The sequence below is a fragment of the Sphingosinicella microcystinivorans genome (genome assembly GCF_027941835.1).
Taxonomy (GTDB): domain Bacteria; phylum Pseudomonadota; class Alphaproteobacteria; order Sphingomonadales; family Sphingomonadaceae; genus Sphingosinicella.
Genome location: NZ_CP116005.1, coordinates 1,977,890 through 2,000,433, shown reverse-complemented (window position 1 = coordinate 2,000,433; position 22,544 = coordinate 1,977,890). Strand labels below are relative to the sequence as shown.

At 66.0% G+C, this 22,544-nt stretch carries 21 protein-coding genes; 6 read left to right on the top strand and 15 right to left on the bottom strand.

What is annotated here, in order from left to right; all coding sequences use genetic code 11:
• The first annotated feature begins 11 nt into the window (after positions 1–11).
• Together PE061_RS09790 and PE061_RS09785 are read left to right on the top strand one after the other, a co-directional pair.
• Positions 12–1,388 (top strand): ATP-grasp domain-containing protein, encoded by a 1,377-nt coding sequence (locus tag PE061_RS09790; protein ID WP_271258895.1) that lies wholly within the window; start codon positions 12–14, stop codon positions 1,386–1,388.
• Positions 1,385–2,170: a sulfite exporter TauE/SafE family protein gene (locus PE061_RS09785; RefSeq protein WP_271258894.1), complete on the top strand. Its 786-nt coding sequence runs from the start codon at positions 1,385–1,387 to the stop codon at positions 2,168–2,170. Before PE061_RS09790 ends, PE061_RS09785 begins: the two co-directional genes overlap by 4 nt.
• A 22-nt stretch (positions 2,171–2,192) precedes the next feature.
• On the opposite strand, the gene PE061_RS09780 is transcribed toward PE061_RS09785, so the two are convergent.
• The 4 genes from PE061_RS09780 to PE061_RS09765 all read right to left on the bottom strand — a co-directional run bounded on the left by PE061_RS09780 (position 2,193) and on the right by PE061_RS09765 (position 8,396).
• Complete coding sequence (locus PE061_RS09780; protein ID WP_271258893.1) at positions 2,193–4,736, bottom strand: TonB-dependent receptor plug domain-containing protein; 2,544 nt, start codon at positions 4,734–4,736, stop codon at positions 2,193–2,195.
• A 276-nt stretch (positions 4,737–5,012) separates the two neighbouring features.
• Positions 5,013–5,684, bottom strand: a complete 672-nt coding sequence (locus PE061_RS09775; protein WP_271258892.1) for an RBBP9/YdeN family alpha/beta hydrolase — start codon at positions 5,682–5,684, stop codon at positions 5,013–5,015.
• Positions 5,685–5,887: 203 nt separating this feature from the next.
• The gene (locus PE061_RS09770) at positions 5,888–7,225 is read right to left on the bottom strand and encodes an LLM class flavin-dependent oxidoreductase (protein WP_271258891.1); all 1,338 of its coding nucleotides are present in this window, start codon (positions 7,223–7,225) and stop codon (positions 5,888–5,890) included.
• Between the two features lie 118 nt (positions 7,226–7,343).
• Positions 7,344–8,396 carry an aldo/keto reductase gene (locus PE061_RS09765; protein WP_271258890.1) on the bottom strand — a complete coding sequence of 351 codons (1,053 nt, stop codon included), beginning with the start codon at positions 8,394–8,396 and terminating at the stop codon, positions 7,344–7,346.
• A gap of 227 nt (positions 8,397–8,623) precedes the next feature.
• Between PE061_RS09765 and PE061_RS09760 the strand changes: the two genes are divergently transcribed.
• The gene (locus PE061_RS09760) at positions 8,624–9,484 is read left to right on the top strand and encodes a TauD/TfdA dioxygenase family protein (RefSeq protein WP_271258889.1); all 861 of its coding nucleotides are present in this window, start codon (positions 8,624–8,626) and stop codon (positions 9,482–9,484) included.
• Positions 9,485–9,529: 45 nt separating this feature from the next.
• Here PE061_RS09760 and PE061_RS09755 read toward each other — a convergent pair whose 3' ends face one another.
• Genes PE061_RS09755 through PE061_RS09730 form a run of 6 tightly spaced genes read right to left on the bottom strand, consistent with a single transcriptional unit; the run spans position 9,530 to position 15,075 of the window.
• Positions 9,530–10,534, bottom strand: coding sequence for an ABC transporter substrate-binding protein (locus tag PE061_RS09755; RefSeq protein ID WP_271258888.1), 1,005 nt, complete (start codon positions 10,532–10,534; stop codon positions 9,530–9,532).
• A 1-nt stretch (position 10,535) separates the two neighbouring features.
• Positions 10,536–11,624: an LLM class flavin-dependent oxidoreductase gene (locus PE061_RS09750; protein ID WP_271258887.1), complete on the bottom strand. Its 1,089-nt coding sequence runs from the start codon at positions 11,622–11,624 to the stop codon at positions 10,536–10,538.
• Between the two features lie 22 nt (positions 11,625–11,646).
• Positions 11,647–12,879 (bottom strand): rhodanese-like domain-containing protein, encoded by a 1,233-nt coding sequence (locus PE061_RS09745; protein ID WP_271258886.1) that lies wholly within the window; start codon positions 12,877–12,879, stop codon positions 11,647–11,649.
• A complete protein-coding gene (locus PE061_RS09740) occupies positions 12,876–13,490 on the bottom strand; it encodes a cysteine dioxygenase (RefSeq protein ID WP_271258885.1) in 615 nt (204 codons plus the stop codon). The genes PE061_RS09745 and PE061_RS09740 overlap by 4 nt, the downstream gene beginning before the upstream one ends.
• Positions 13,487–14,290: an ABC transporter ATP-binding protein gene (locus PE061_RS09735; protein WP_271258884.1), complete on the bottom strand. Its 804-nt coding sequence runs from the start codon at positions 14,288–14,290 to the stop codon at positions 13,487–13,489. The genes PE061_RS09740 and PE061_RS09735 overlap by 4 nt, the downstream gene beginning before the upstream one ends.
• A 2-nt stretch (positions 14,291–14,292) precedes the next feature.
• Positions 14,293–15,075, bottom strand: a complete 783-nt coding sequence (locus PE061_RS09730; RefSeq protein ID WP_271258883.1) for an ABC transporter permease — start codon at positions 15,073–15,075, stop codon at positions 14,293–14,295.
• A 285-nt stretch (positions 15,076–15,360) separates the two neighbouring features.
• On the opposite strand from PE061_RS09730, the gene PE061_RS09725 reads away from it, so the two are divergent.
• Positions 15,361–16,197, top strand: coding sequence for a LysR substrate-binding domain-containing protein (locus PE061_RS09725; RefSeq protein ID WP_271258882.1), 837 nt, complete (start codon positions 15,361–15,363; stop codon positions 16,195–16,197).
• 148 nt (positions 16,198–16,345) lie between these two features.
• On the top strand, positions 16,346–16,990 hold the full coding sequence (locus PE061_RS09720; protein ID WP_271258881.1) for a peroxiredoxin-like family protein: 645 nt from the start codon (positions 16,346–16,348) through the stop codon (positions 16,988–16,990).
• A 35-nt stretch (positions 16,991–17,025) separates the two neighbouring features.
• Here PE061_RS09720 and PE061_RS09715 read toward each other — a convergent pair whose 3' ends face one another.
• The 4 genes from PE061_RS09715 to PE061_RS09700 all read right to left on the bottom strand — a co-directional run bounded on the left by PE061_RS09715 (position 17,026) and on the right by PE061_RS09700 (position 20,696).
• Positions 17,026–18,219 carry an MFS transporter gene (locus PE061_RS09715; RefSeq protein ID WP_271258880.1) on the bottom strand — a complete coding sequence of 398 codons (1,194 nt, stop codon included), beginning with the start codon at positions 18,217–18,219 and terminating at the stop codon, positions 17,026–17,028.
• 65 nt (positions 18,220–18,284) lie between these two features.
• Entirely contained in the window at positions 18,285–19,091 is an 807-nt protein-coding gene (locus PE061_RS09710; protein ID WP_271258879.1) for an SDR family NAD(P)-dependent oxidoreductase, read from the bottom strand.
• A gap of 4 nt (positions 19,092–19,095) precedes the next feature.
• Complete coding sequence (locus tag PE061_RS09705; protein ID WP_271258878.1) at positions 19,096–19,638, bottom strand: nuclear transport factor 2 family protein; 543 nt, start codon at positions 19,636–19,638, stop codon at positions 19,096–19,098.
• Positions 19,639–19,721: 83 nt separating this feature from the next.
• A complete protein-coding gene (locus PE061_RS09700) occupies positions 19,722–20,696 on the bottom strand; it encodes a helix-turn-helix domain-containing protein (protein WP_271258877.1) in 975 nt (324 codons plus the stop codon).
• A gap of 174 nt (positions 20,697–20,870) precedes the next feature.
• On the opposite strand from PE061_RS09700, the gene PE061_RS09695 reads away from it, so the two are divergent.
• Positions 20,871–21,767 carry a LysR family transcriptional regulator gene (locus tag PE061_RS09695; protein ID WP_271258876.1) on the top strand — a complete coding sequence of 299 codons (897 nt, stop codon included), beginning with the start codon at positions 20,871–20,873 and terminating at the stop codon, positions 21,765–21,767.
• An 8-nt stretch (positions 21,768–21,775) separates the two neighbouring features.
• Here PE061_RS09695 and PE061_RS09690 read toward each other — a convergent pair whose 3' ends face one another.
• A complete protein-coding gene (locus PE061_RS09690; RefSeq protein ID WP_271258875.1) occupies positions 21,776–22,534 on the bottom strand; it encodes an SDR family NAD(P)-dependent oxidoreductase in 759 nt (252 codons plus the stop codon).
• Positions 22,535–22,544 lie beyond the last annotated feature (10 nt).

Here is a 22,544-nt window from a genome sequence, read left to right as displayed (position 1 = left end):
TAGGGAAAGACATGCGAGGCTGGATTCTCTTCCATCGTGAACTCGATCCCGCGCTGCCGGAAGTGCCGGAGATCTTCCGCTTCCAGGAAGCCGCCAACGCGATGGATGTGGGCCTCGAGATCCTGCATCCCCACAAGTTCGAGCTTGTCGTCGGCGCCGACGACGACTGGGCGGCGAAGTATCAGGACCGTCCGTTGGCGCGGCCCGATTTCATCATCTGCCGCACAGGCGCGGAGACCGACTATTTCACGCTTGCCCTGCTCCGGCATTTCGAGCGGCGCAGTGTCCGCCTCGTCAACGGCCCCGCCGCCATCGAGCGCGTTGCCGACAAGCTCCACTCGCTCCAGCTCCTGATCCGGGCGGGCCTCCCGATCCCGCGCACCATCCTCGGCACGTTTCCGATGGACATCGGCCTCGTCGAACGGGAACTCGGCTTTCCCGTCATCGTGAAGACGTTGAAGGGCACGCGCGGCGCGGGCGTCCTCAAATGCGAGGACCGCAGCCAGTTCGAGGATCTGGCGGGGCTTCTCGAAAGTGCGGACGCGAAGGCCGACTTCATCCTGCAGCATTACGTGCGCGCCAGCCACGGCCGCGATGTCCGCGTTCTGGTCGTCGGCGGCCGCGTGATCGCCGCGATGGAACGGCGGTCCCTCACGGGCAATTTCAAGTCCAACGTCTCTCTGGGCGGCGTCGGCGTCGCGTACAATCCGCCCCCCGAAATGGCGGACCTCGCCGTGCAGGCCGCCGACATTCTCGAACTCGACATCGCGGGCATCGACATCCTGTTCGACGAAGACGGCTATCGCATCTGCGAGGCGAACTCGGCCCCCGGTTTCCAGGGGCTGGAACGCGCGTCCGGGCTCGATGTGCCGTCCGCGATGCTCGACTGGATCCTGTCCACGCAAAGCGCGCCCTCGCCCGCGCCCCCCGTCGCGGAAAGCACGGCGCTTGCCGAGCTGGCGTTCGGCGGGCGAAGCGGCCTGCGCGCCATCAGCGATCGCAGCAAGGGCTACCGGCGCTTCGCAAGCGCGGTCGGCATCCGGCTGATCGGCGCCGGCGTCGTGTCGCTTGCGCAGGCCGCCATGCCCTCCGCGCTCGTCGATGCGAAAGGCCGCACGCACCGCGGCCTCAGGACCCTGTTCGAAGGCCGCGTCCGCACCAATCTCGCCGCGGTCGACGAATGGGAACAGGAACGGACGCTCGTCGTCGTGCTCGCGGTCTCCATCTGGGCGGCCATGCTTCCCTGGCTCGCGGGCACGCAGGCAATGCTGAGCGGCGGCCTGTCGGTGCTTGCCCTCGCCTTCCCGGTCCTGTTCCTGCTCACCTCGCCGTCGGGCCGTATCCGCAGGTCCGCCTCGGAACTGCTGAAAGGCCGGAGCGAGCGATGAGTCTTGCCATTCCCTGGGCGGACCTCGCGCCGTTCCTGTTCATCGGTTTCGTCGCGCAGCTCGTGGACAGCGCGCTCGGCATGGCGTTCGGGCTGGTGTCGAATGCCCTCCTGACGCTTCTGGGGTTCCCGCCTGCCGCGGCATCGGCAACCACGCGCACGGTCGAAAGTTTCGTCAGCGGCGTGTCCGGCCTCAGCCACGCCGTCCAGCGAAACGTCGATTGGCCGCTGTTCGCGCGGCTCGTCATCCCCGGCATCCTCGGCGGACTCGCCGGAGTCTGGTTTCTCTCCGCGGTCGACGGCCATCTCACTCGCCCGGTCATGCTCGTCTACATGGCGGCGATCGGCGTGTACCTGATCTGGCGCGCGCCGCGGCGGCCGCAGACCTTCCGCCGTATGCGCTTCGTCGGCCCGCTGGGCGCCGTCGGCGGCTTCCTCGACGCATCGGCGGGCGGCGGCTGGGGACCCGTTGTGACCGGCAATCTCCTCGCGCAGGGCATGACGCCGCGCATGGCGATCGGAACCGTCAATGCCGCGGAGTTCTTCGTCACCGTCACCGTCCTGTCGGCGTTCGTCGGCGCGCTCGGCCTTGCAGCCTTCACGACCGCCGCATCCGGCCTCCTCATCGGCGGCGTCATCGCCGCCCCGATCGGGGCGTGGCTCACCGGACGGATCGCGCCGAGACGGCTTCTGATGCTCGTCGGCGCGATCCTGATCGCGATCAGCCTCTATGGCCTCATTGCCCTGATGTTCGAACCGGTGCCCGCGTTTCCCCCTCTGTAAGGCAACGCGCGTCGCGCCCTGCTCAGAAGCGCACCGAGACGCGGCCATAGTAGAAGCCGCCGCTGAGACCGAACGGCGCGAAGTTTCCGTACTGGCCGGCGCCGGTATTCGCCTGCACGACGCCGATCGCGTCCGGATACACGTCGAACAGGTTGTTGGCGCCGACAGCCACGGTCAGGTTCTTGCCGACATCTGCGGCAACGTCGATGTCGGCGATCCACTTCGCGCCGAAGGTGCGGTCGTCGACCGTCGATGTCTGGCTGGCGCTCGTCTCGGTATATTTCCCGAAGCGGGTTATGCGCAGCGCGCTCCGGAAGGCGCCGATGGTCCAGTCCGTATTCAGCACCAGCTTGTCGCGCGGCGTCGCCTTCACGAGGTCGGCCCGCGCCTGCCGTCCGAACAGGATCGTGTTGGAGAGGTTCGCCGGGTTCTCGGCAACGCTCAGGATCTTCGTCTTGTTGTAGCTGTAGGCCGCGTTGAAGCGGAACGTGCCGAGCGCCCCTGTCTGCAACGTGTATTCGCCGACGAGATCCACGCCGCGCGTGCGCGTGTCGACGCCGTTGATGAAGAACTGGCCGCTGCTGATGCCGGGCACGCCGCGCGCAGCAAGGATCGCGACCACTTCGGGGCTGGTCAGGATCGCGCGCGCCTCGGCGCTGTTCAGCACTTCCGTCTTCACGATACGGTCGTCGATGTCGATCTGGTAGCCGTCCACGGTGAACCGGAACGGACCGGATTCGAACGTCAGGCCCGCCGTGAAGTTCAGCGACTTTTCAGGCTTCAGCGGTTTCGCGCCGAGGAAGCCCGCGATCGGATCGTTCGGCGCCAGGAACTTGACGAGCTGCGGAACGCGGTCGCCGTCGATGATGATGCTGGTGTTCTGGGAGGTCGAGAAGCCCTGCTGCGCAAGCGACGGCGCACGGAAGCCCGTGTTCACGCCGCCGCGGATCGCAAGGCCCGGCACGATCTCGTAGCGCGTCGAGACCTTGCCGCTGACGGTGTCGCCCGCGCTGTCCGTGTAATGCTCGGCACGCCCGGCGAGGCCGACGAACCAGTCCTTCGTCAGGTTCGCCTCGATGTCGACATAGCCAGCGAAATTGTTGCGGGTGAGCACGAAAGCGTCCGCCGGCGTCGTTCCCGTGAAGGAGACGAGGCTCGCCTGCGGCCGCTGTCCGCCGAAGGCCAGCTCGAACGGCGTGGTTCCGGTCGGGATGATATAGCCGCCGTCGCGGTAGCTGTCGGGCTCGCCGGCGACATTCTGGAAGCGCTCCCAGCGATGCTCGAGGCCGAACGAAAGCGTGATCGGTTCTGCAAGGCCGATCTCGACCGGCCGGCTGAAATCGAGATTGTTCACCCACAGGCTCGATTTCTGCTTGCCCATGAAGAAGCTGGTCTTGCTGCTCGGCCCGAGCGACGGATTGAGCGTGTCAATGGCGCCGAGCTTCACGTGATCCTTGCCGAAGCTCGAGCTGAAATCGACATCGAGCCCCCACAGCACGGAGCGCACGCCCGCCGTCGCCTGGAAATCGGTCTCCCAGATGCGGCGCTTGGCGAGGAAGCCGTTGGGATAAAGCTCCGGCAGCGAATTGACGTTGTTGGCGTTGAACTGGCCGCGCCCGTCCTTCACGTCGCGGTAGCTGAGCGTCGAGAAGCTGTAGAGCGTCGTGACATCGCTCAGCGGCAATTCCGCGTTGTACGAAGAGTTGACGATGTAGTCGCGGTTGGTGCGGCCGTAGTTCCCGGCGCGGACACGGTCGATCGTGTATTCGCGCGGATCGCGGGAGCCGTCGGCGAGCAGCGGATAGAGGTTGACCGTGTGCGGCACGTAGGCGGCCGAGGAATCGGCGCGGTCGTGATACTTGGCCTCCACCGCGAAGCGGACGAAGCCGCCGTCGCCGCCAAGGCGCGTGCCGTAGCTGAGCGCCTGCTGGAACAGCTCGCCGCCCTTCTCGTAGTGGCTGCCGGCCGTGGTGGTGAATTCACCGCCTTCGGGATTCGAATCGAGGATGAAGTTGATGACGCCCGAAATCGCATCCGAGCCGTATTGTGCCGCCGCGCCGTCGCGCAGAACCTCGAGGCGGCCGATGGCGTTCGCCGGAATGAGGTCGATGTCGACCGGCGTGCTGCCGCCGGAAATACGCGACAGGTTGTTGATCAGCGAGGTCGTGTGACGCCGCTTGCCGTTGACGAGGACCAGCACGTAATCGCCGCTGAGGCCCCGGATCGAGATCGGCTTCGCGCTCGACGATGTGCCGCCGCCGCCGAGCGCGGGCATGGTGAGCGACGGGATGATGTTCCCGAGGATGTCCTTGAGGCCTGTCCGGCCCGTGTTGATGAGCTGTTCGCTGGTGATGACGTCGATCGGCACGGGGCTGTCCGCCACGGTGCGCGGACGCGAGCCGCGCGTGCCCGTGACGATGATCGTCTCGGCGGCGGCATCGGCGGCGTCCGCCGCATCGAATGCCGCGGCCGCTTCGGCTTCGCTTCCGCTGTCGGCCGCTTCCGCCTGCGCGGCCGTCGCAGCGGCAACGGCCGTGGAAATCAAAAGTCCAGCTACAAGTCTCATGGTCGGATCACGTTCCTGATTGATGTCGAGAAAAAAGGCGGCACGCCGCCGAAGCCCCGCAAGGACGGGCCGATCTAGAGACTTAAAGTCTACTTATTCAATAGAGTTTATCTGCAACCTTTATGACTGTTGCTGATAGGTTCCCGTGACCGCCGCGCGGCCCGCACCGGGAACGACGGAGCGCCGGTTCCGATGGACTCGAAACCGGCGCTCCGTCGCTTTGCCTCGACGCGTTTTGCCGAGCCGTCGGATGTCTCCATCCGACCTGAAAATGCTCTAATGGGAAACCGTCGCGGTCTCCTGTCCTGCCGGATCGGACCCGCGAAGGGGCCGGGCGGCGAGGAAGCGTTCGGCGGCGCGGCGCTCCACGGGTGCGTCCGGCCGATCGCGGCCTTTCGCGGCCACGATCAGCCGGTCCAGAAGGCGCTGCCCGAATTGCCATTCGCCGATGTCGGAATCGGCGTTGATGTGCCCGCAGTTTCCGGCATCGACGAGGAAGCTGCCCCAGCCGCGCGCAAGGCCGGCCGCATGGGCGAAATCCGCATAATGATCGTTGCGGCTCGCCACGACGATCGAGGGAAACGGCAGGAACACATCGGGAAGGTTGCGGAAGGTGGCGAAGCGCCCCTCCTTTCCGCGCTCGATATCCGGCGGCGCGACGAGCAATGCGCCGGCCACGGGCCAGCCGTAGCTCTGCCCCTGCAACGCCACCCACCACGCGACCGCATGGCAGCCGAGACTGTGCGCGACGAGAATCACCGGCTTGGGCGAAGCCTCGATCGCGGCGTTGAGCCGCGTCACCCAGCTGTTGCGGTGCGGCTGGTCCCAGAGGCCGAGCTCGGCGCGCGACGTATCCGTGCGCGTCCGCTCCCAAAGGGTCTGCCAATGCCGCTCGCCCGAGTTGTTCAGCCCCGGCACGTTCAGGATATGGGGTTCGTTGCTGCTCATCGGCTTTCTCCCGTGCTGCGTTGATACGGGAAAGCTATACTCTATCAATATAGTTGACAATTTGATTTTACAAATCCGAACCCATCAGCCTTTCTCAAGCGGAAGAGGGTCAAGCCCACGAAAAAAGGCGGGTCTTCCTGTACCGGAAGACCCGCCTGAAGTCGGGCGCAGGCGATGCGCGCCCCAGGGTACGGCCGTTTGAATCAGGCGACCGAGCGTTCGGCGCGCGCGAGCGTGTAGCGGTTCCCGGGAAACGGCAGGCCGAGGTTTTCCCGGAATGTCGCGCCCTCGTACTCGGTCCTGAACAGCCCGCGCTGCTGAAGGATCGGGATGACCTTCTCCACGAACAGGTCGAGCTGTCCCGGCAGCGGCTCGAAGACGACGAAACCGTCCGCCGCGCCGTTCTCGAACCAGTGCTGGAGCGTATCCGCGACCGTTTCCGGCGATCCGACGAATGCACCGCGCGGCGTCGCAAGACGCTCCACCACCTGCCGCAGCGTCAGGTTCCCGGCGCGGACCTCGGCGAGAATGCGCCTGGTGCCGCTCTGCTGGCTGTTGAGCCCGATATGCTCCACGTCCGGGAACGGCGCGTCGAGATCGTACTGGCGGAAATCGTGATCGTTGAAGGTGCGGGACAGGAACCCGAAGCCGGTATCGAGCGATTCGAGCGCGGCAAGCTCCCGATATTTCGCTTCCGCATCCGCGTCGGTCTCGCCGATGATCGGGGAAATGCCGGGCAGGACGTAGAGCGCCTCCGGATCGCGGCCGAAGCCCTTCGCGCGCGCCTTCACGTCGCCGTAGTAGGCGACGCCGTCCTCGAAGGTCGGCGCATGGGTGAAGATCGCCTCGGCGCGCTTCGCCGCGAAGTTGCGGCCGTCGTCGGACGCGCCCGCCTGGAAGATCACCGGCTGCCCCTGCGGCGAGCGCTTGATGTTGAGCGGTCCCCGCACCTGGAAGAATTCGCCCTTGTGGTCCAGCCTGTGCAGCTTGTCCGGATCGACGAAGACGCCGCTTTCCTTGTCGCCGACGTGGGCGTCATCCTCCCAACTGTCCCACAACCCCTGCACGACATCGAGATATTCGGCGGCGATCCGGTAGCGGACATTGTGCGCAGGGTGCTCCGCCTTGCTGAAGTTCGCCGCCGTGTCGCCGAGCCACGAGGTCACGACGTTCCACGCCGCGCGCCCGCCCGAGATGTGATCGAGCGAGGCGAACTGGCGCGCGACGTTGAAAGGCTCGGAATAGCTGACCGTGAGCGTGCCGACGAGGCCGATGTGATCGGTGACGGCGGCGAGCGCGGACAGGATCGTGATCGGTTCGATCCGGTTCAGATAGTGCGGGCTCGATTTCTCGTTGATCGACAGGCTGTCCGCCACGAACAGGAAATCGAACCTGCCTTTCTCGGCGAGCTGCGCCTGCTGCTTGTAGAAGCGGAAGCTCGTGCTGGCATTGACGTCGCGGTCGGGGTGGCGCCAGTCGTTCCACGTGCGTCCGACGCCGTGAAGGATGAAGCCGAGTTTGATCTTGCGGGACGTGCTCATGGGGCGATTTCCGTGGATTGAGGAAGATTGCCCGGAGCCTATGCCCACGCACGGAGCAAGGCGAACGCGTATGTCTGATACGCTTATGAAGCCGCCTTATATGGCGCTCATCCAGCGCTCAGGGGCACGGGTCCGGAATATCCCGCTGCACGGCGTCGATCGCGGCGAAGGCGCTTTCATCGAGCGTGACGTCGATGCTGCCGATGTCGGTTTCCAGTTGCGCGAGCGACGTGGCGCCGACGATCGTGGAGGTGACGAACGGCCTGCTGTTCACGAACGCAAGCGCGAACTGCGCCGGATCGATTCCGTGCGCGTGCGCCGTCGCCACGTAGCGCGCGCTGGCGACCGGCTGCGCGGCGTTCTCATAGCGAACGAACTGCCCGGCAACCGCGCGGCGCGAGCCTTCCGGAATCGTGCCGCCGAGATATTTCCCGGTGAGATGGCCGCCTGCGAGCGGGGAGTAGGCGAGCAGGCCGACCTGCTCGCGCAGCGCGAACTCCGAAAGCCCGATTTCGAAAAGGCGGTTCAGCAGATTGTACGGGTTCTGGATCGAGACGATCCGCGGCAATCCCGTCTCGCGCGCGATACGAAGGTATTCGCCGACGCCCCACGCGGTTTCGTTCGAAACGCCGACATGGCGGATCTTGCCTGCCTTGATCAGGTCGCCCAGCACGGCGAGCGTTTCCGCGATCGGGACGGTATCCGGATGATCCGCGAGCGTCGCAAGGCCCCGGCGGCCGAAACTCGGAACCGCGCGATCCGGCCAGTGCAGCTGGTAGAGGTCGATATAGTCGGTCTGCAGCCGCCGCAGGCTCGCGTCCACGGCCTCTTCGATATTGCGGCGGTCGAGCCGGTTGTTGCCGTCGCGGAACCGGCGGGGATCGCCGGGGCGTCCGGGACCCGCAACCTTCGTCGCGAGGACGATCGAATCGCGGCGCTTCCGGCCCGCGATCCAGCTGCCGATGAATTCCTCGGTGCGCCCCTGCGTTTCCCGGCTCACCGGCGTCACCGGATAGGCCTCCGCCGTGTCGATGAAATTGACGCCGCGATCGAGCGCCAGATCAATCTGCGCGTGCGCCTCGGCCTCGGTGTTCTGGGAGCCCCATGTCATCGTGCCGAGACAAATGGCACTCACGTCGATGTCGGTATTTCCAAGGCGGCGATATTGCATCCGGTTCCTGCGCTCCTGTCGTTCGCCCCGAAAAAGCAGGTCGCGGCGGAAAAGGCAAACCGGCCGGTATCAATTCTGCAAATGAACCTATCGCGAAAGCCAATATGGCGCGCCTTTCAGATAAACTGATAGATCGCCACCCACTATTCATAACACGGCCGTGAATTCCTTCCGTAGCCTTGCCGATGGACTTCGAAATCGTCCCTATCCACAGCAAGGTGAAACCCATGACTGAAGCACTCGCCATTCCCCCGTCATCCCATGTCGAACTCGATATTCGCCCGCTCCAGCCGACCATCGGCGCGGAGATCGGCGGCATCGACCTCAGCCGCCCGATCAGCGACGCGGTGCGCGATGCGATTCGCGCCGCCGTTCTGAAACACAAGGTCGTTTTCTTCCGCGACCAGAGCCTCGACAACGCCAGCCAGGCCGCGTTCGCGGCGCGATTCGGCCCACTCTACACGCACCCGAGCACGAAGCGCGATCCGAAGATCGCGCCGCTTCACCAGATCTCGGCGATCGAGGCCGCGAAATACGAAAAGGAACGCGCCCGCGACGTGAAGCCCGGAGACGCGTATCACACCGATACGAGCTGGCGCCTCGTCCCGACATGGGGCGCGGTGCTGCGTGCCGTCACGTTGCCGGAAACGGGCGGCGACACGATCTGGGTGGATGCCAATCTCGCTTACGAGGCGTTGCCGGACGATCTGAAGGCCCGTCTCGAAGGGCTCCACGTCACGCACGATTTCCGCGCCGCGCTCAACGCGAAGGGGCACGACTATCCGGTCGTCGCGCATCCCGTCGTGCGCACGCACCGCGAAACCGGGCAGAAGGTCCTCTGGGTGAATTACACGCAGAAGCCGCAGATCCTCGGCCTCGAACTTTCGGAGAGCCGCGAGCTTCTGGATGAGGTCCTGCGCCAGTACAAGCGCCCGGAATTCCAGGTGCGCTTCTCGTGGAAGCCCGATTCGGTCGCGTTCTGGGACAACCGCGCCGCCGTGCACTACGCGGTCCGCAACTACGGCGACTTCCCGCGCCTTCTCGAACGCGTGCTGATCGCCGACGAACCGCTCTACGCGGACCTTTGAGGCCGGCATCCGGCGGCGCGGTATCGGCCGCGCCGCCGCAACGCCTCAGTCGCGTGCGGCGTCCTCTTCGCCGGCCGCGAAAATCCGGTCGGAGAACCGGGTGTCGAAAGCCTCCGATACGGGACGGCCGACCTTCAGGATACCGTTTCGCGCGAAGCGGTCGGCGATGGCCTGTTCATGGCGTATGATCGCCGCGTCGATCGGCGCCGCGGCGCGCCTGTTGCGCACCACGACCTCGCGGGCGATCTCGATCGGCAGGCCCGTTTCCCGGGAAAGCACCTTGGCATAGGTTTCCGGATTGGCCTGCACCCAGGCGAGCGCTTGCCCCTCGCGCCGCAGGAAATCTTCGATCAGGGTCTGCTTCGGTTCGATCGCCGAAACATGGGCGATCTCGAAGCTCGCGGAGAGGCCGAACGCGCTGCCGTCCGCGACAATGCGCGCGCCTTCGGCGATCGCGAGCGTCGTGTAGGGCGCCCACGTCGCCCACGCGTCGATGGAGCCCCGATCGAAAGCCGCCTTGGCGTCGCCGGGCGGCAGGAAGACCGTGACCACATCGTCCGCCTCCAGCCCTTCCCGCTCGAGCGCCTCCAGCACCAGATGATGCCCCACGGAACCGCGCGTCGTCGCGATCCGCTTGCCGGCAAGGTCGCGGAAGCTGTTTACGGGCGACTCCTTCCGTACCACGATCGCCAGCCCGCCCGGCAGACGCGCCTGCGTGACCTGGGCGCCGACGGCCTTGATCGGGCTGCCGCTCTGATAGGCGAAGATGAACGGCGCATCGCCCGCGAGACCGAGATCGACCGCCCCGCTTCCGAGCGCTTCCAGAAGATGCTGGGCCGCGGGGAACTCCGACCATTCGACACGGTAGGGCGCATCCCGGAGCACGCCCGCGGCGATCATCATGGATTTCGTCGAGCCGCGCTGGTTGGCGACGCGCAGCACGTCGCCGGAGGCGTCGCCGCGCAGCAGGAATGCCGCGCCCGCCGCGACGACGAGCGCCGCGGCGACAGCAGCGACAATCCAGCCCTTCACGCTCCTTGCGTCCGCCATCTCAGCTCGCGATGGCCGTCTGCGACGCGGCCCGCGCCGCAACGCGCTCGCGCACCAGCGGGATCAGGTCCCGGCCGTACTGGATCGAATCCTTGAGCGGCTCGAAACCGCGGATGAGGAAATGGTCGATGCCGATGTCGTAATAATCGAGTAGCGCATCGGCGACCTGCTCCGGCGTGCCGACGAGGCCCGTGCTGTTCCCGGCCGCGCCGGTCAGCGCCGCGACGCCGGTCCAGAGCCGCGCGTCGCGGCGATTGCCCGTCGCGGTTTCCAGAAGCCTGAGCGACCCGGCATTGGGCGGGCGGTGTCCGCTCGTCGGCAGGCTGGCGGCCTCCCGGTTGGCGCGCACCCGGTCCTCGATCTCGCGCGCCTTCTTCCACGCCGCTTCCTCGGTGTCGGCGATCACCGGCCGCAGCGACAGCGAGAAGCCCGGATGACGCCCGTGCCGCGCCGCCGAGGTCCGCACGCGGCGGACGATCTCGCCGACCTGCTCCAGCGTTTCGCCCCACAGCGCATAGACGTCCGCATGGCGGCCGGCGACGTCGATCGCCTCGTCCGAGGACCCGCCGAAGAACACGGGCAGATTGTCCGGCTTCACCGAACTGAACGCGCCCTTCACGTCGTAGAAGCGGCCCTTGTGATCGAACGGCTTCGCCGCCGTCCATTCCTGCCGCAGGATGTCGATATATTCGTCCGTGCGCGCGTAGCGCTCCGCCTTGGTGGTGCCGGTATCGCCGTCCCGCGCCATCTCCTCGTCGGCGCCGCCGGTGATGATGTGGACGGCGACGCGCCCGCCGCTCAACTGGTCGAGCGTCGCGAGCTGCCGCGCCGCCACGGTCGGCTGCGTGAAGCCGGGGCGGTGCGCGACGAGGAATCCGAGCTTCGTCGTGATCGCCGAGGCGTAGGCCGCGACGATCTGGCTTTCCGGCGTGTTGGAGCCGAACGGGATCAGCACGCGGTCGAAGCCGCCCTCTTCCTGCGCCTTTGCCGCAGCTTCCACGTAGCTGCGGTCGAGCACGCGGCTGCGCACGCCCGCGTGCAGCTCCGAGCTGTCGTTGAAACCGATGTAGCCGATGAATTTCACGCTCATGTCCTGTGTCCTTTTCAGTCCGCTAGATGACGAAGAAACCGTGCGTGCCGTCGCGCGCGAGCTGATCGACGAGGCCGAATTCCCAATCGAGATAGGCCTGCATCGCGGCGGCCTTGTTGTCCGTGCCTTCGTAGGGCCGCTTGTAGCGCCCCTCCGGGCCGCGCGGCGGCGGCGCACCGTCCGGGCCGGTCTGGGTCGCATTCGCGAAGTCGGCGTCGAGGACGTAGACTTCCCACCCCATTTGCGCGAGCCACGAGGCGGTCATGTCGGCGCGCGCGCCGCGATCGTCGGACAGCACGATGCGCGCGCCGCGCACGGGCGCGTAGTGATCGGTCTCCTGCACGAGCTGGCCGCCCTGCGCATTGCGGAATCCCGGCAGGTGCCCGGCTTCATAGGCGGCAGGCTGGCGCACGTCGTAGAGATAAAGCGTTCGCGACGTATCCGCCTTCAGCGCATCGAGATCGTCCGGCGTCAGCCGTTTCACGCCCGCCCGGTAGGCGACGTTGCGCGCCTTGATCCGCGCCTGCTCCGCGCCGGCGATGTCGATTTCGGGCGCGCGCCTCTCCTGCCCGGCCTCGAGGCCCTGCCCGGCGAGCGTCCAGCCGATGGTGCCGTTCCGGAGCGCATAGACCGGGTTCGGCACGCCGGCGTTGATCAGCGACTGCGTGCCGATGATGCTGCGCGTGCGCCCGGCGCAATTGACGATGATCGTCGTGTCGGGATCGGGCGCCACGGCCGCCGCGGCGAGCACCAGCTCCGCGCCGGGCACGCTGACTCCGGTCGGGATGCTCATCGTGCGGTATTCATCGAAGCGGCGCGCGTCGAGGATGGCGATGTCCGCCTTCTCGCGGATCAGCGCCTGCACCTCCTCGGCGATCAGCGACGGGGTATGCCGCCGGTGCTCGACGAGTTCGCCGAACGCCTTGGAATAGCTGTTGACGTCCTCGAACAGCTCGTAGCCCGCGCGGCGCCAGCCGCCGAGCCCGCCCGCAAGCCGCGCGACATTGCCGAAGCCGAACGCGCGCAGGCGCTCCGCCGCTTCGTCCGCGAGACCTTCGCCGTCATCGTAGACGACGATCCGCGTATCGGGCTTCGGGATCCGCCAGCGCGCCTCCGCCTCGATGCGCGCGAGCGGAATCTGCGCGGCGAACAGGGGATGCCCGCGCGCGAAGGCCGCTTCCTCGCGCACGTCGAGGATCGCGATCTCCTGCCGCGCAAGCAGCGCGCGGCGAACCGAAACAGGCTCCACGCTCATCCGCGCGAACGGTCCCAGAGGTTTGGAAGCGTCGTGTTCGCGTATCCGGAAATGAACGGCTTCTCCGTGCCGTCCTCGGCATAGGTCGCGCGCTCGACCGCGCCGATATTGGCGCCGTACACGTGGATGCTGATGGAAACCTGATCGGCGAGCGCGTTGGAAACGCGGTGGATATCCCCGGTCCTCGGGCTGAAGCTGTCCACCGATCCGGCCTTCAGGATTTCCGCTTCTCCCCGATGCCGCAGCCGCCCTGTACCGTCCCGTTCGAACGGCTCCACGCGTTCGCTGCCGCGCAGCACGCCGACGAGGCCCCATACGCGATGGTCGTGGACCGGCGTCGATTGCCCCGGCCCCCACACGAAGCTCACCACGGAGAACCGCTCGCGGCTGTCGCAGTGCAGGAGATACTGCTGATAGCGTTCCGCGCTCGGCCGGGCGTAGGCGGGCGGCAGCCAGTCGTCGCGCGAGACGAGCCGCTGCAGGAGCGCGTGCCCGGAATCGAGAATGGCCCGCTCGTCGCGCGTTCCGGAGAGGAGCTCGGCGAAGCTCGTGACGAACCCCCTGAGCGGCGTGATGTCGACGGCCGGCGCTATGGTCGTGACGGCGTTCACCGACGCGCCTCCGCCGCGCGCGCGGCCGCCTTGCCGAACGGGACCACTCCGTCTTCATGGCTTCCATTGCCGAGCTTGCCGAGCAGTTGCTCGCGCAGGCCCCGCGTCAGCCCCGCACGCTCGCCGCGCGGCGTGGCGATGCGCTCCGCCGCCACGATGCGCCCGCCGTCGAGGACGAGAATACGGTCGGCGAGCGCGATCGCCTCGTCGACATCGTGCGTGACGAGCAGCACGGCGGGCTGGTGCGCGCGCCAGAGCGACAGGACGAGGTCGTGCATCCTGTGCCGCGTGAGCGCGTCGAGCGCGGCGAACGGTTCGTCGAGGAGGAGCAGCTTCGGCTCCCGGACCAGCGCGCGCGCAAGCGCCGTGCGCTGCGCCTCGCCGCCCGAAAGCGTGAGCGGCCACGCATCCAGCCGGTGCCCGAGGTCGACCTCCTTCAGCGCCGTCTCCGCCCGACTGCGGACATCCTTCCCGCCCAGCCCGAGCGCGACGTTCTGCCAGACCCGTTTCCACGGCAGCAGACGGGCATCCTGAAAGACGACGGCGCGCGATGCGGGTACGTTCACGTCCTGCAACCGCACATCGTCAAGCCCCGCCAGCGTCCTCAGCAGCGTGGTCTTCCCGCTGCCCGAGCGGCCGAGCAGCGCCACGAACTCACCGGGCGCAATATCGAGATCGAGCCCGCTGATGATCGTGTTCTCGCCGAAACGGCGTTCGAAATTCCGGAGCCGGACGACCGGCGCGGCCGCATCGGCGGCGGGAAGCGAACTGCCTGCAACGAGTCCGAGACGTGCATCCATGATCATCGCTCCACGATACTGGGCCGCCAGACCAGCGCCCGGCTTTCAAGGGTCCGCACGAGCCAATCGGCTCCGAGTCCGAGCAGCGCGTAGACCATCAGGCACACGACGATGATGTCGGTGCGCAGGAAATCGCGCGCATTGTTGATGAGGAACCCGAGACCGGCGGAGGCATTGATCTGCTCCGCCACCACGAGCACCAGGATGGAAACCGACAGGGCGTAGCGCAGCCCGACGAGCAGCGACGGCAAGGCGCCGGGCAGGACGACATGCCAGACCTGCTCGAGGCGGCTGAGCCCGAAGCTGCGCGCCGCGTCGAGCAGCCTGACATCGACGCTGCGAATCCCGCTGTAGAGATTGAGATAGACCGGGAACACCGTCGCGAACGCGATGAGCGCGATCTTCGGCGTCTCCCCGATGCCGAACCAGACGATGAACAGGGGCGTCAGCGCCAGCGCGGGGATCGTGCGCTTGATCTGCATCAGCGGATCAATCGCCACCTCCCCGGAACGGGAAAGCCCTGCGACGAGGCCCAGCACGATGCCGAGCGCGACGCCGATCAGCAGCCCGAGCGCCGCGCGCCCGAACGACACCAACAGGTTCGCAGGCAGCTCGCCGGACCGCACGAGATCGAACATCGTACCGATCACCGCTGACGGCGCCGCCAGCGTGCGCTCCGGAATCAGGCCGGTCTGCGACCCCGCTTCCCAAAGGAGGAGGAGGAGCAAAGGCGACAGCCATCGCGCCCGGCTGATCAGCCGCCCGACCTGCGGCAAAAGGGACATTCTTCGACCTCTTCCTCAACGATTCCGTATTCGAGCCGAAGGGAGCCAGATATTGTCTACTGATTCAATTGAATTCAGGAAAACCATCTATTGGAAGAACTCATAAGGGATGGAAGATATCCTCAATCCAAGAATTCTTCCTTGTCTTACAGCTTGTTACCATGAATCCCGATTCACTCTTGTCATGGCCGACAAAATCTCTACTAAAAAACTTGACATTTGCCGATCAGGCCGGGATATACGCCCCCGCAAAATGCGCCCCCTGCCACGGAAATCGCCAGCCAGATGCCGGTCAACCTGCCTACCAACCTGCTCCGCAGCTTCGTGGCGATCGTGGACACCGGCTCCATGCTGAATGCCTCCGAGCAGGTCTTCGTCACGCAGTCCGCGCTCAGCCTCCAGATCAAGCGGCTCGAGGAACTCGTGCAGCAGACGCTGTTCCTGCGCGAAGGCCGGCGGCTGAGCCTGACGGCGGCGGGCGAACTGCTCCTCGACTATGCGCGCCGCGTGCTGGTCCTGCACGACGAAGCCGTCGCGGCGGTCAGCGCCGGGCGGTTCGCGGGCCCCGCGCGCGTCGGCATGGTCCAGGATTTCGCCGACACGTTGCTGACCGGCCTCCTCGCCCGCTTTGCCGAGCTGCACCCGGACGCGCAGATCTTCGCGCGCGTTGCAGGCACCGCTGAATTGCAGACGCTGATGGAGCGCCGCCAGCTCGACATCCTGCTCGGCTTCTCCGCCGGAAACGATCCCAACGCCATCGCCGTCGCACCCATGCAGTGGTACGGCGACGCCGATCTCGCCCGCCGCAATGTCGTCCCGCTGGCCGTTCTGGAAAAGCCCTGCCGCTTTCGCGAAGCCGCGATCCGGAGCCTCGAGGACGAAGGCCGGCCGTATCGCATCACCGTGGAGACGCCCAATCTGTCGTCCCTCCGCGCAGCGGTGAAGGCGGGGCTGGGCGTCACGTGCCGCACGCACCTGTTCATCAACGACAGCCTGCCGACGCTTGACGCCGCGATGCCCGCGCTCCCCAAGGTCGCCTGCATACTCCAGACATCCGACGGCCTCGATGCCGTCACGCAGCGGCTGGCGGACCTTGCAAGGGAAACCATCAGCCAGCTTTGAAAGCGGCTTCTATTGAAAATCATCATGGGTCCGCGACCGCTACTCGTTTCTCGTGCGCGCCGTTCGCCGATAGCGTTCCCGTCAGCCTCCGGCCCCGGCAGGCCAGGACACAACGAGCCGATCGGAACGGGAAGTGACAACGGAAAGTTTGAACGCACAGTTTGCCGCCCTCCACGCCCAGCGCGAAAGGGAGTGGCCGCCTGAACAATTGCAGCGCAACATCGCCCAGCGCGAGACGCTCGTCCGCAAGTACGATCCGGCACGCCACGTCCGGCCCGGCGACACCGTCGCACCCTTCGAACTCGTCGAACCCGACGGCACGATCCTGACGCGCGACGCCTTGCTCGAAAATGGCCCCGCCGTTCTCGTCTTCTTCCGCTACTCCGGCTGCCCGGCCTGCAACCTGGCGCTTCCGTACTACGACCGGCAACTCTGGCCCGCGCTGAAGGCGAACGGTGTGCGCCTCGTCGCCATCAGCCCGCAGGTCCCGGAACGCCTCGACATCGGAAAGCGCCACGATCTCGGCTTCACCGTCGCATCCGATCGCGACAACGCGCTCGGCCGACGCCTCGGCATCACCTTCGAACCGGAGGACAAGCCTGCCGTAAAACCGGGCGACAACTGGATCGGCGCCGCGACCGGCACGGGCACGTGGGAATTGCCGCAGCCTGCGGTGCTGCTGCTCGACCGGCACGCAAACGTGCTTTTCGTCGATGTCAGCCCCGACTGGCTGCAAAGGACGGAAGCCGATACGATTCTGTCCCGCCTCGCATTGCAGTCAATCGCCGCCTGATCGGTTTCGAATGGGCACGTGCGATGGGCGGCACCTCAGAGAATCCGTTCTGCCGTCGCATACCTGAGCCATACCACGCTCCCCAGAATGCTGATCAGTGCCGCGATAATGAAGGCGGCATCGTACCCGCCCGTCGTATCCACGAACCAGCCGGTTATGAAAACGCCGACCACGCCCGGCAGGGTGCCCGCGGTGTTCGTGATACCGATCAGCACCGGCGCATGATCCGGCGCGAGGTCGAGGTGATTCGGCGCGAAGCCGGCCGTGGTGAAGGCATTGGCGCCCAGAGCGCCGCAGAGCAGCAGCGTGGCCTCCACCATTGAGTCGGCACCTGGTATCATGAGCAGGAAAATGGCGGCACCCGACAAACCGCCGGCCTGCATCAGCTTGCGTACACGCGTGACATTCACGCCCCGGTTGATCAGGGAATCCGCGCTCCATGCCGCGACGTTCATCATCACGAACATGACGAGCCAGGGCGCGGCCGAAAGGAAGCCAGCGTTTGCGAGGCTCACGCCGTGCTGCTCGCGCAGGTACAGCGGCGTCCACGAGAGCAGAACATAGATCGTCCAGCTCGTGCAGAAGGAATTGATGATCAGGGCCCACACGGGAGGCTGAACGAGCAGCCTTCGCCACGGAATAGGAAGCGGAGACCCGCCGGCTGCGCCGTCATCGCGATTGATCCCCGGCCCGTCTTCAACTTCGCGGGACCAGACGGCGGCAAAGAGCAGGCCCAGTAGACCGAAAGCGTAGAAAATCCACGGCCACCCGAAACGCGCGGCGATCCAGCCCGAGCTGACGAGAGCCAGCAGCGTCCCGAGCGGAATTGCACTGAACAGCAATCCCACGGCGCGCGACCTTTCTGTCGCCGGAAGCCACGAGGCGAACAGGGCGTAGGCTCCCGGAAACATCGTCGCCTCGCCCATGCCCATCAGCAGGCGGACTCCGATCAGTGCGGCAAAGGAAAAGCCCGCGGCCAAGGGCGTCGCGAGCGTGAACAGCGACCAGAGCAGGAGCGAAATCCCGAGAAGGAGGCGCGCCCCGTATCGCCGCGCCGCCCAGCCCGCCGGAATCTGGCACAGCAGATAGCCGAGGAAGAAGACGGAAAGCACCGCGCCGGTGCGCGTCGCCGACCATCCGAACTCGGCCTGTAGCGGCACCACCGCGACCGATATGCTGACCCGGTCCAGATAGCAGACGAGGACAGCCACGAAGCACAGCACGACCATCTTGTGACGGCGCGCCAAGCGGCGGCCGTGTCGGAGCGCCGATCTATCCGCCGCGTGCTCCGTCGTCACAGGTCCTTGCCCGCGGTGAAGCCGCCGTCGATGGGAAGGATCGCACCGTTGATGAAGCGGGCCCGGTCCGACGCGAGGAACACGGCCAGGTCCGCGATCTCCTCTGCCTGCGCGAGCCGACCGGCCGGGCAGCTCTTGCGTATGGCTTCCGCCTTTTCCGGGAAGCGCCGGAAAACCTCGGCAGCCATCGGCGTTTCGACGCCTCCCGGCGCGATCGCATTGGCGCGGATGCCGTATGCGCCGAGTTCCCAGGCGAGGGCCCTGGTGAGCCCGATCAGCGCGTGTTTCGACGACACGTATGCGATGCGGTTCGGCAGCGCGGTCAATCCCGCGACGGACGCAATGGACAACAGAACGCCGCCACGCCCGCCTCGCCGCATACTTTTCGCCGCCGCCTGCGCATAGAGAAATGCGCCGGTCAGGTTGATATCGAGAACGGCGCTCCATTCGGCAAGCGGCAGATCGAGGCAAGGCGACAGATCGCGAATTGCCGCGTTGTTGACCAGAACGTCCACCGGGCCGAAACGACTCTCGATGCCTCGGAAGACACCGTCGGTCGTATCGGCATCGCGGACATCGGCCTGCCACGGCGCCGTCGTGCCGCCCCCATGGCCAATTTCGTCGCTGACCTGCTGCGCCGCCTCGGCATTCACATCGACCACCGCGACGGACGCGCCCAGCCCGGCGAAGCGAAACGCCATCGCACGACCGATCCCGCTGCCGGCACCTGTTATCAGAACGGTTCGACCGCGGAAATCCGATTGCGGCGCCGCGGCTTCGCCTGCGGAAACAGTCTCCTGCATGATCTCAGACCGGTCCGTTCGCCGTCCCGGTCGGCTCCGGCGGCTCCGCGCCCGGCCGAAGCACGAGATGGTGGCGTTGCTCCGCGGCCCAGCCGAGTTCCATCGGAACCGTGAAATAGATTTTCAGGCGTATCGCGCTGAAGAGCCAGCGTCCATCGACCTTCCGGTAGGTCTCCTCATACTTCGCCGCCACGTTGTAGCTGGCCGTTCCCTGGCCGTATCGGGCCTCGAGAAAGGACCAGCCGGAGGCCTCGTCTCCATCGGTTTCGATCGTGTGATTGTGGGTGAACTGCTTCAGCTGGCTGAGCCCGACCGCGCCCGTGAGCGTGGAATACCACTCCGCGATCGCGGCCTGCCCCCGGCACGGCTCGGCCGATGGATGCATGTATCCCATGTCCACGATCGCATCGTCCGTGAAGAGGTCGCCGATCTCTTCGAACCGACAATCGTTTATGTAGAGATGGTAGACATTCTTGAGCGTGCGGATGCCCTCTATGTCCTCCAGCCGCTGCACGCGGCTGGCCAAAGATCGAAGTTCATTGTCCAATATCTCTCTCCTTTGTTTCCGGGGCGGCGGTTTCACCCGGCACCGCAGCGGACGGGCCTGCGAAGCGATGGGCTCCCACCCGGCTATCTGGCTTCGGCGTTCACGAAATCGCGCCGTCCGCGCAGCGGGTGGGCAGAATGCCGATATGGCCGGTCCCGCGTCTGCCCGCTGTCGTTCGCCGCGGCACGATATTGCCCGGGCGTAACGCCGAAATGGCGAACGAACGCCTTGCTGAATGCAGACTCCGATTGATAGCCGATCGCCTCGGCCACCGCCGCAAGGGAGGTTTTCCGCGAACAGATCAGATCGGAAGCGACCCGCATCCTGGTCTTGAACAGCCAGCTCACAGGCGTGTCGCCCACCAGCTCGCGAAAGCGCAGGGCAAACGCGGAGCGGCCCATTCCGACCTCCGCCGCCAGCGATTCCACGGTCCAGCTGCGCGCCGCCTCCGCCTCTATGAGGCGTATCGCGCGCAGCACCTTCGGGTCTGCGGCCGCGTTGCGGAACAAGGCGCCTGCATGAGGCTGCCCGGCCACCTGCCGGGCGAGCACGATGAGGAGGATCTCCGCCGCGCGCCGGACGACGTCATGCTGATCGCTCGCGTCATGGCCTGCCTCGCGCTCGATGACATCGACGAGCGAACCTATGCAGGCGCTGGTGTCGGCGTCGCTTGGGGACACATAGAAGAAACGGGGAAACGCCAGCAGCAGCGGATTGGCACGAAGCCTCGCTGTCCCGAACAGCAACCGCGTGGAGAGCCCGCAGGCTGGCGCCGCGGCGGACAGGGGACAGGCCTCCAGCATCGCGACCGGCTCCTGCCCCGAAGAGCCGGCGTCGCGCCAAAGCATCTCCCCGCGCCCCGCGACGCCAATGATCGCGCCGGCGGTAAGAAACAGCGGCCCTGACAAGTACTCCGCACATTCCAGCCAATAGTTACCGGATCGGACCACTGCAAACTTGAATTCATCTCCCGCAAGGACCTTTCCAGACCAGCCTTGAGCAGACTGAAAAATCTCGAAACTTATGTCGTCATAATGCAAGGATGGCGCTTTTACCATAAACCCCCTCCTGGACTTACAGAGATTTTTATTTGTTTTTATTTTACAGACCTCAAAAAGATTCTGTAATTTATTTGGAATTTCGCCCTACCACTTCGCCACAGTTACCACTTGAGCGGGGTAAATTGTGATGCAAAAATGCAAGATCAGAACAGCATTATTGCAGGACGAGCGATGAGCATCGCCAACTGGGACGACTTGCGCATCTTCATGGCGGCGGCACGCGCAGGGTCGTTCGCACAGGCCGCATCGCGGCTCACCATGGATGCCAGCACCGTCGCAAGGCGCATCGCAAGGCTGGAAACCTCGCTCCGCGCCACGCTGATGACCCGCTCACCGCAAGGCCTGAAACTGACGGCTGCGGGCGCACGCCTGTTCGACGCGAGCACGAAGGTCGAATCCGCGATGGAATCGACGGAAGCCGTGAACGAGCCCAGCGCCGTGCGCGGCACCGTGCGCATAAGCGCATTCGAAGGGCTGGGCTCGGGCGTGGTGGCGCCGGCGATCCCGGCGCTGATGGCTATCCACCCCGGCCTTCGCGTCGAACTCATCGCGAATGCCGGTTTCCTGTCGCCGTCCATTCGCGAGGTGGATATCGGGATCAGCCTGAGCCCGCCGGAGACGCTCCGGGTCGTGGGAGAAATGCTGAGCGAGTGCGAGCTCGGAATTTACGCATCACCCGCGCTTCTCGCACGGCACGACCCGATAGAGCAGCTGCCCCAACTGCTCGACGTGCCTTTCGTCGGCTATATCGACGATCTTCTGTATCCGCCGGAGCTTCGCTACCTGCCGGATATTCATCCCGAACTCGAGCCCGCCGTCACGAGTTCCTCGGTCCGCGCCCAGCTCGAAATCATACGCGCGGGCGGCGCCATCGGCGTGTTGCCCTGTTTCCTCGCGATGACGGCCGGCACCGATCTGGTGCGGGTGCTGCCCGAACGCATCCGCATCCGCCGCACGCTGTGGATCGCGGCACACAAGGATGTCAGCCAGACAGCACGCGTCCGCGCCGTCTATCGCTGGCTGCGCAAGCTCGTTTCGGAAAACCGCCAGATCTTCATGCCGGATTGAGCGCCCGGCTAGCGCGCCGTATAGCCGCCGTCGACCGGCAAGGTGACGCCGGTGATCCAGCGCGCGTCGTCCGAAGCCAGAAAGGCGACCGCCGCCGCGATGTCTTCGGGCGCGATGAAACCGGGCATGGCGTGCCGGGCGGAGCGATACGCCCTTTCCGCTTCGGGGTCCGGGGCTTCCCTGATCAGCCGTTCGACCAGAGGCGTGAGCACCTGACCGGGCGCGACCGCGTTCACACGAATGTTGCGGGACGCATAGTCGCACGCAGCGGCGCGCGTCATCCCGACGATCCCGGTCTTGCTGTAGATGTAGGGCACGGCGTTGTTCGCGGAAGCGACGAGGCCCGAAATGGATGCGGTGTTGATGATCGACCCTCCGCCAGCGCGGAGCAGCGCGGCAACGCCGTGCTTCAATACGAGAAACATGCCGGCGCCGTTCACGCGCGCCACTTCATCCCATTCGTCGAGAGAGAGCTCATGAACGGGCCGCAACGCGCCCGTGATGCCCGCGTTGTTGAAAACAATATCGACGTGTCTGAACCGCTCCTCCGCCGCGGCAAATGCCGCCTCGACCTGCCGTCCGTCGCCGACGTCCAGCGCAAGCGCAAGCGCATTCGGGAACGCGTCTGCAACGCGCCTCGCCTGCCCACCGTCGATATCGGCGGCAACGACAGCCGCCCCCTCGCTGGCGAACCGCTGCGCCGTCGCCTCCCCGATCCCCGAACCTGCCCCGGAAATCCAGACCGTTTTCCCGATGAAGCGTTGCATGATACCGTTA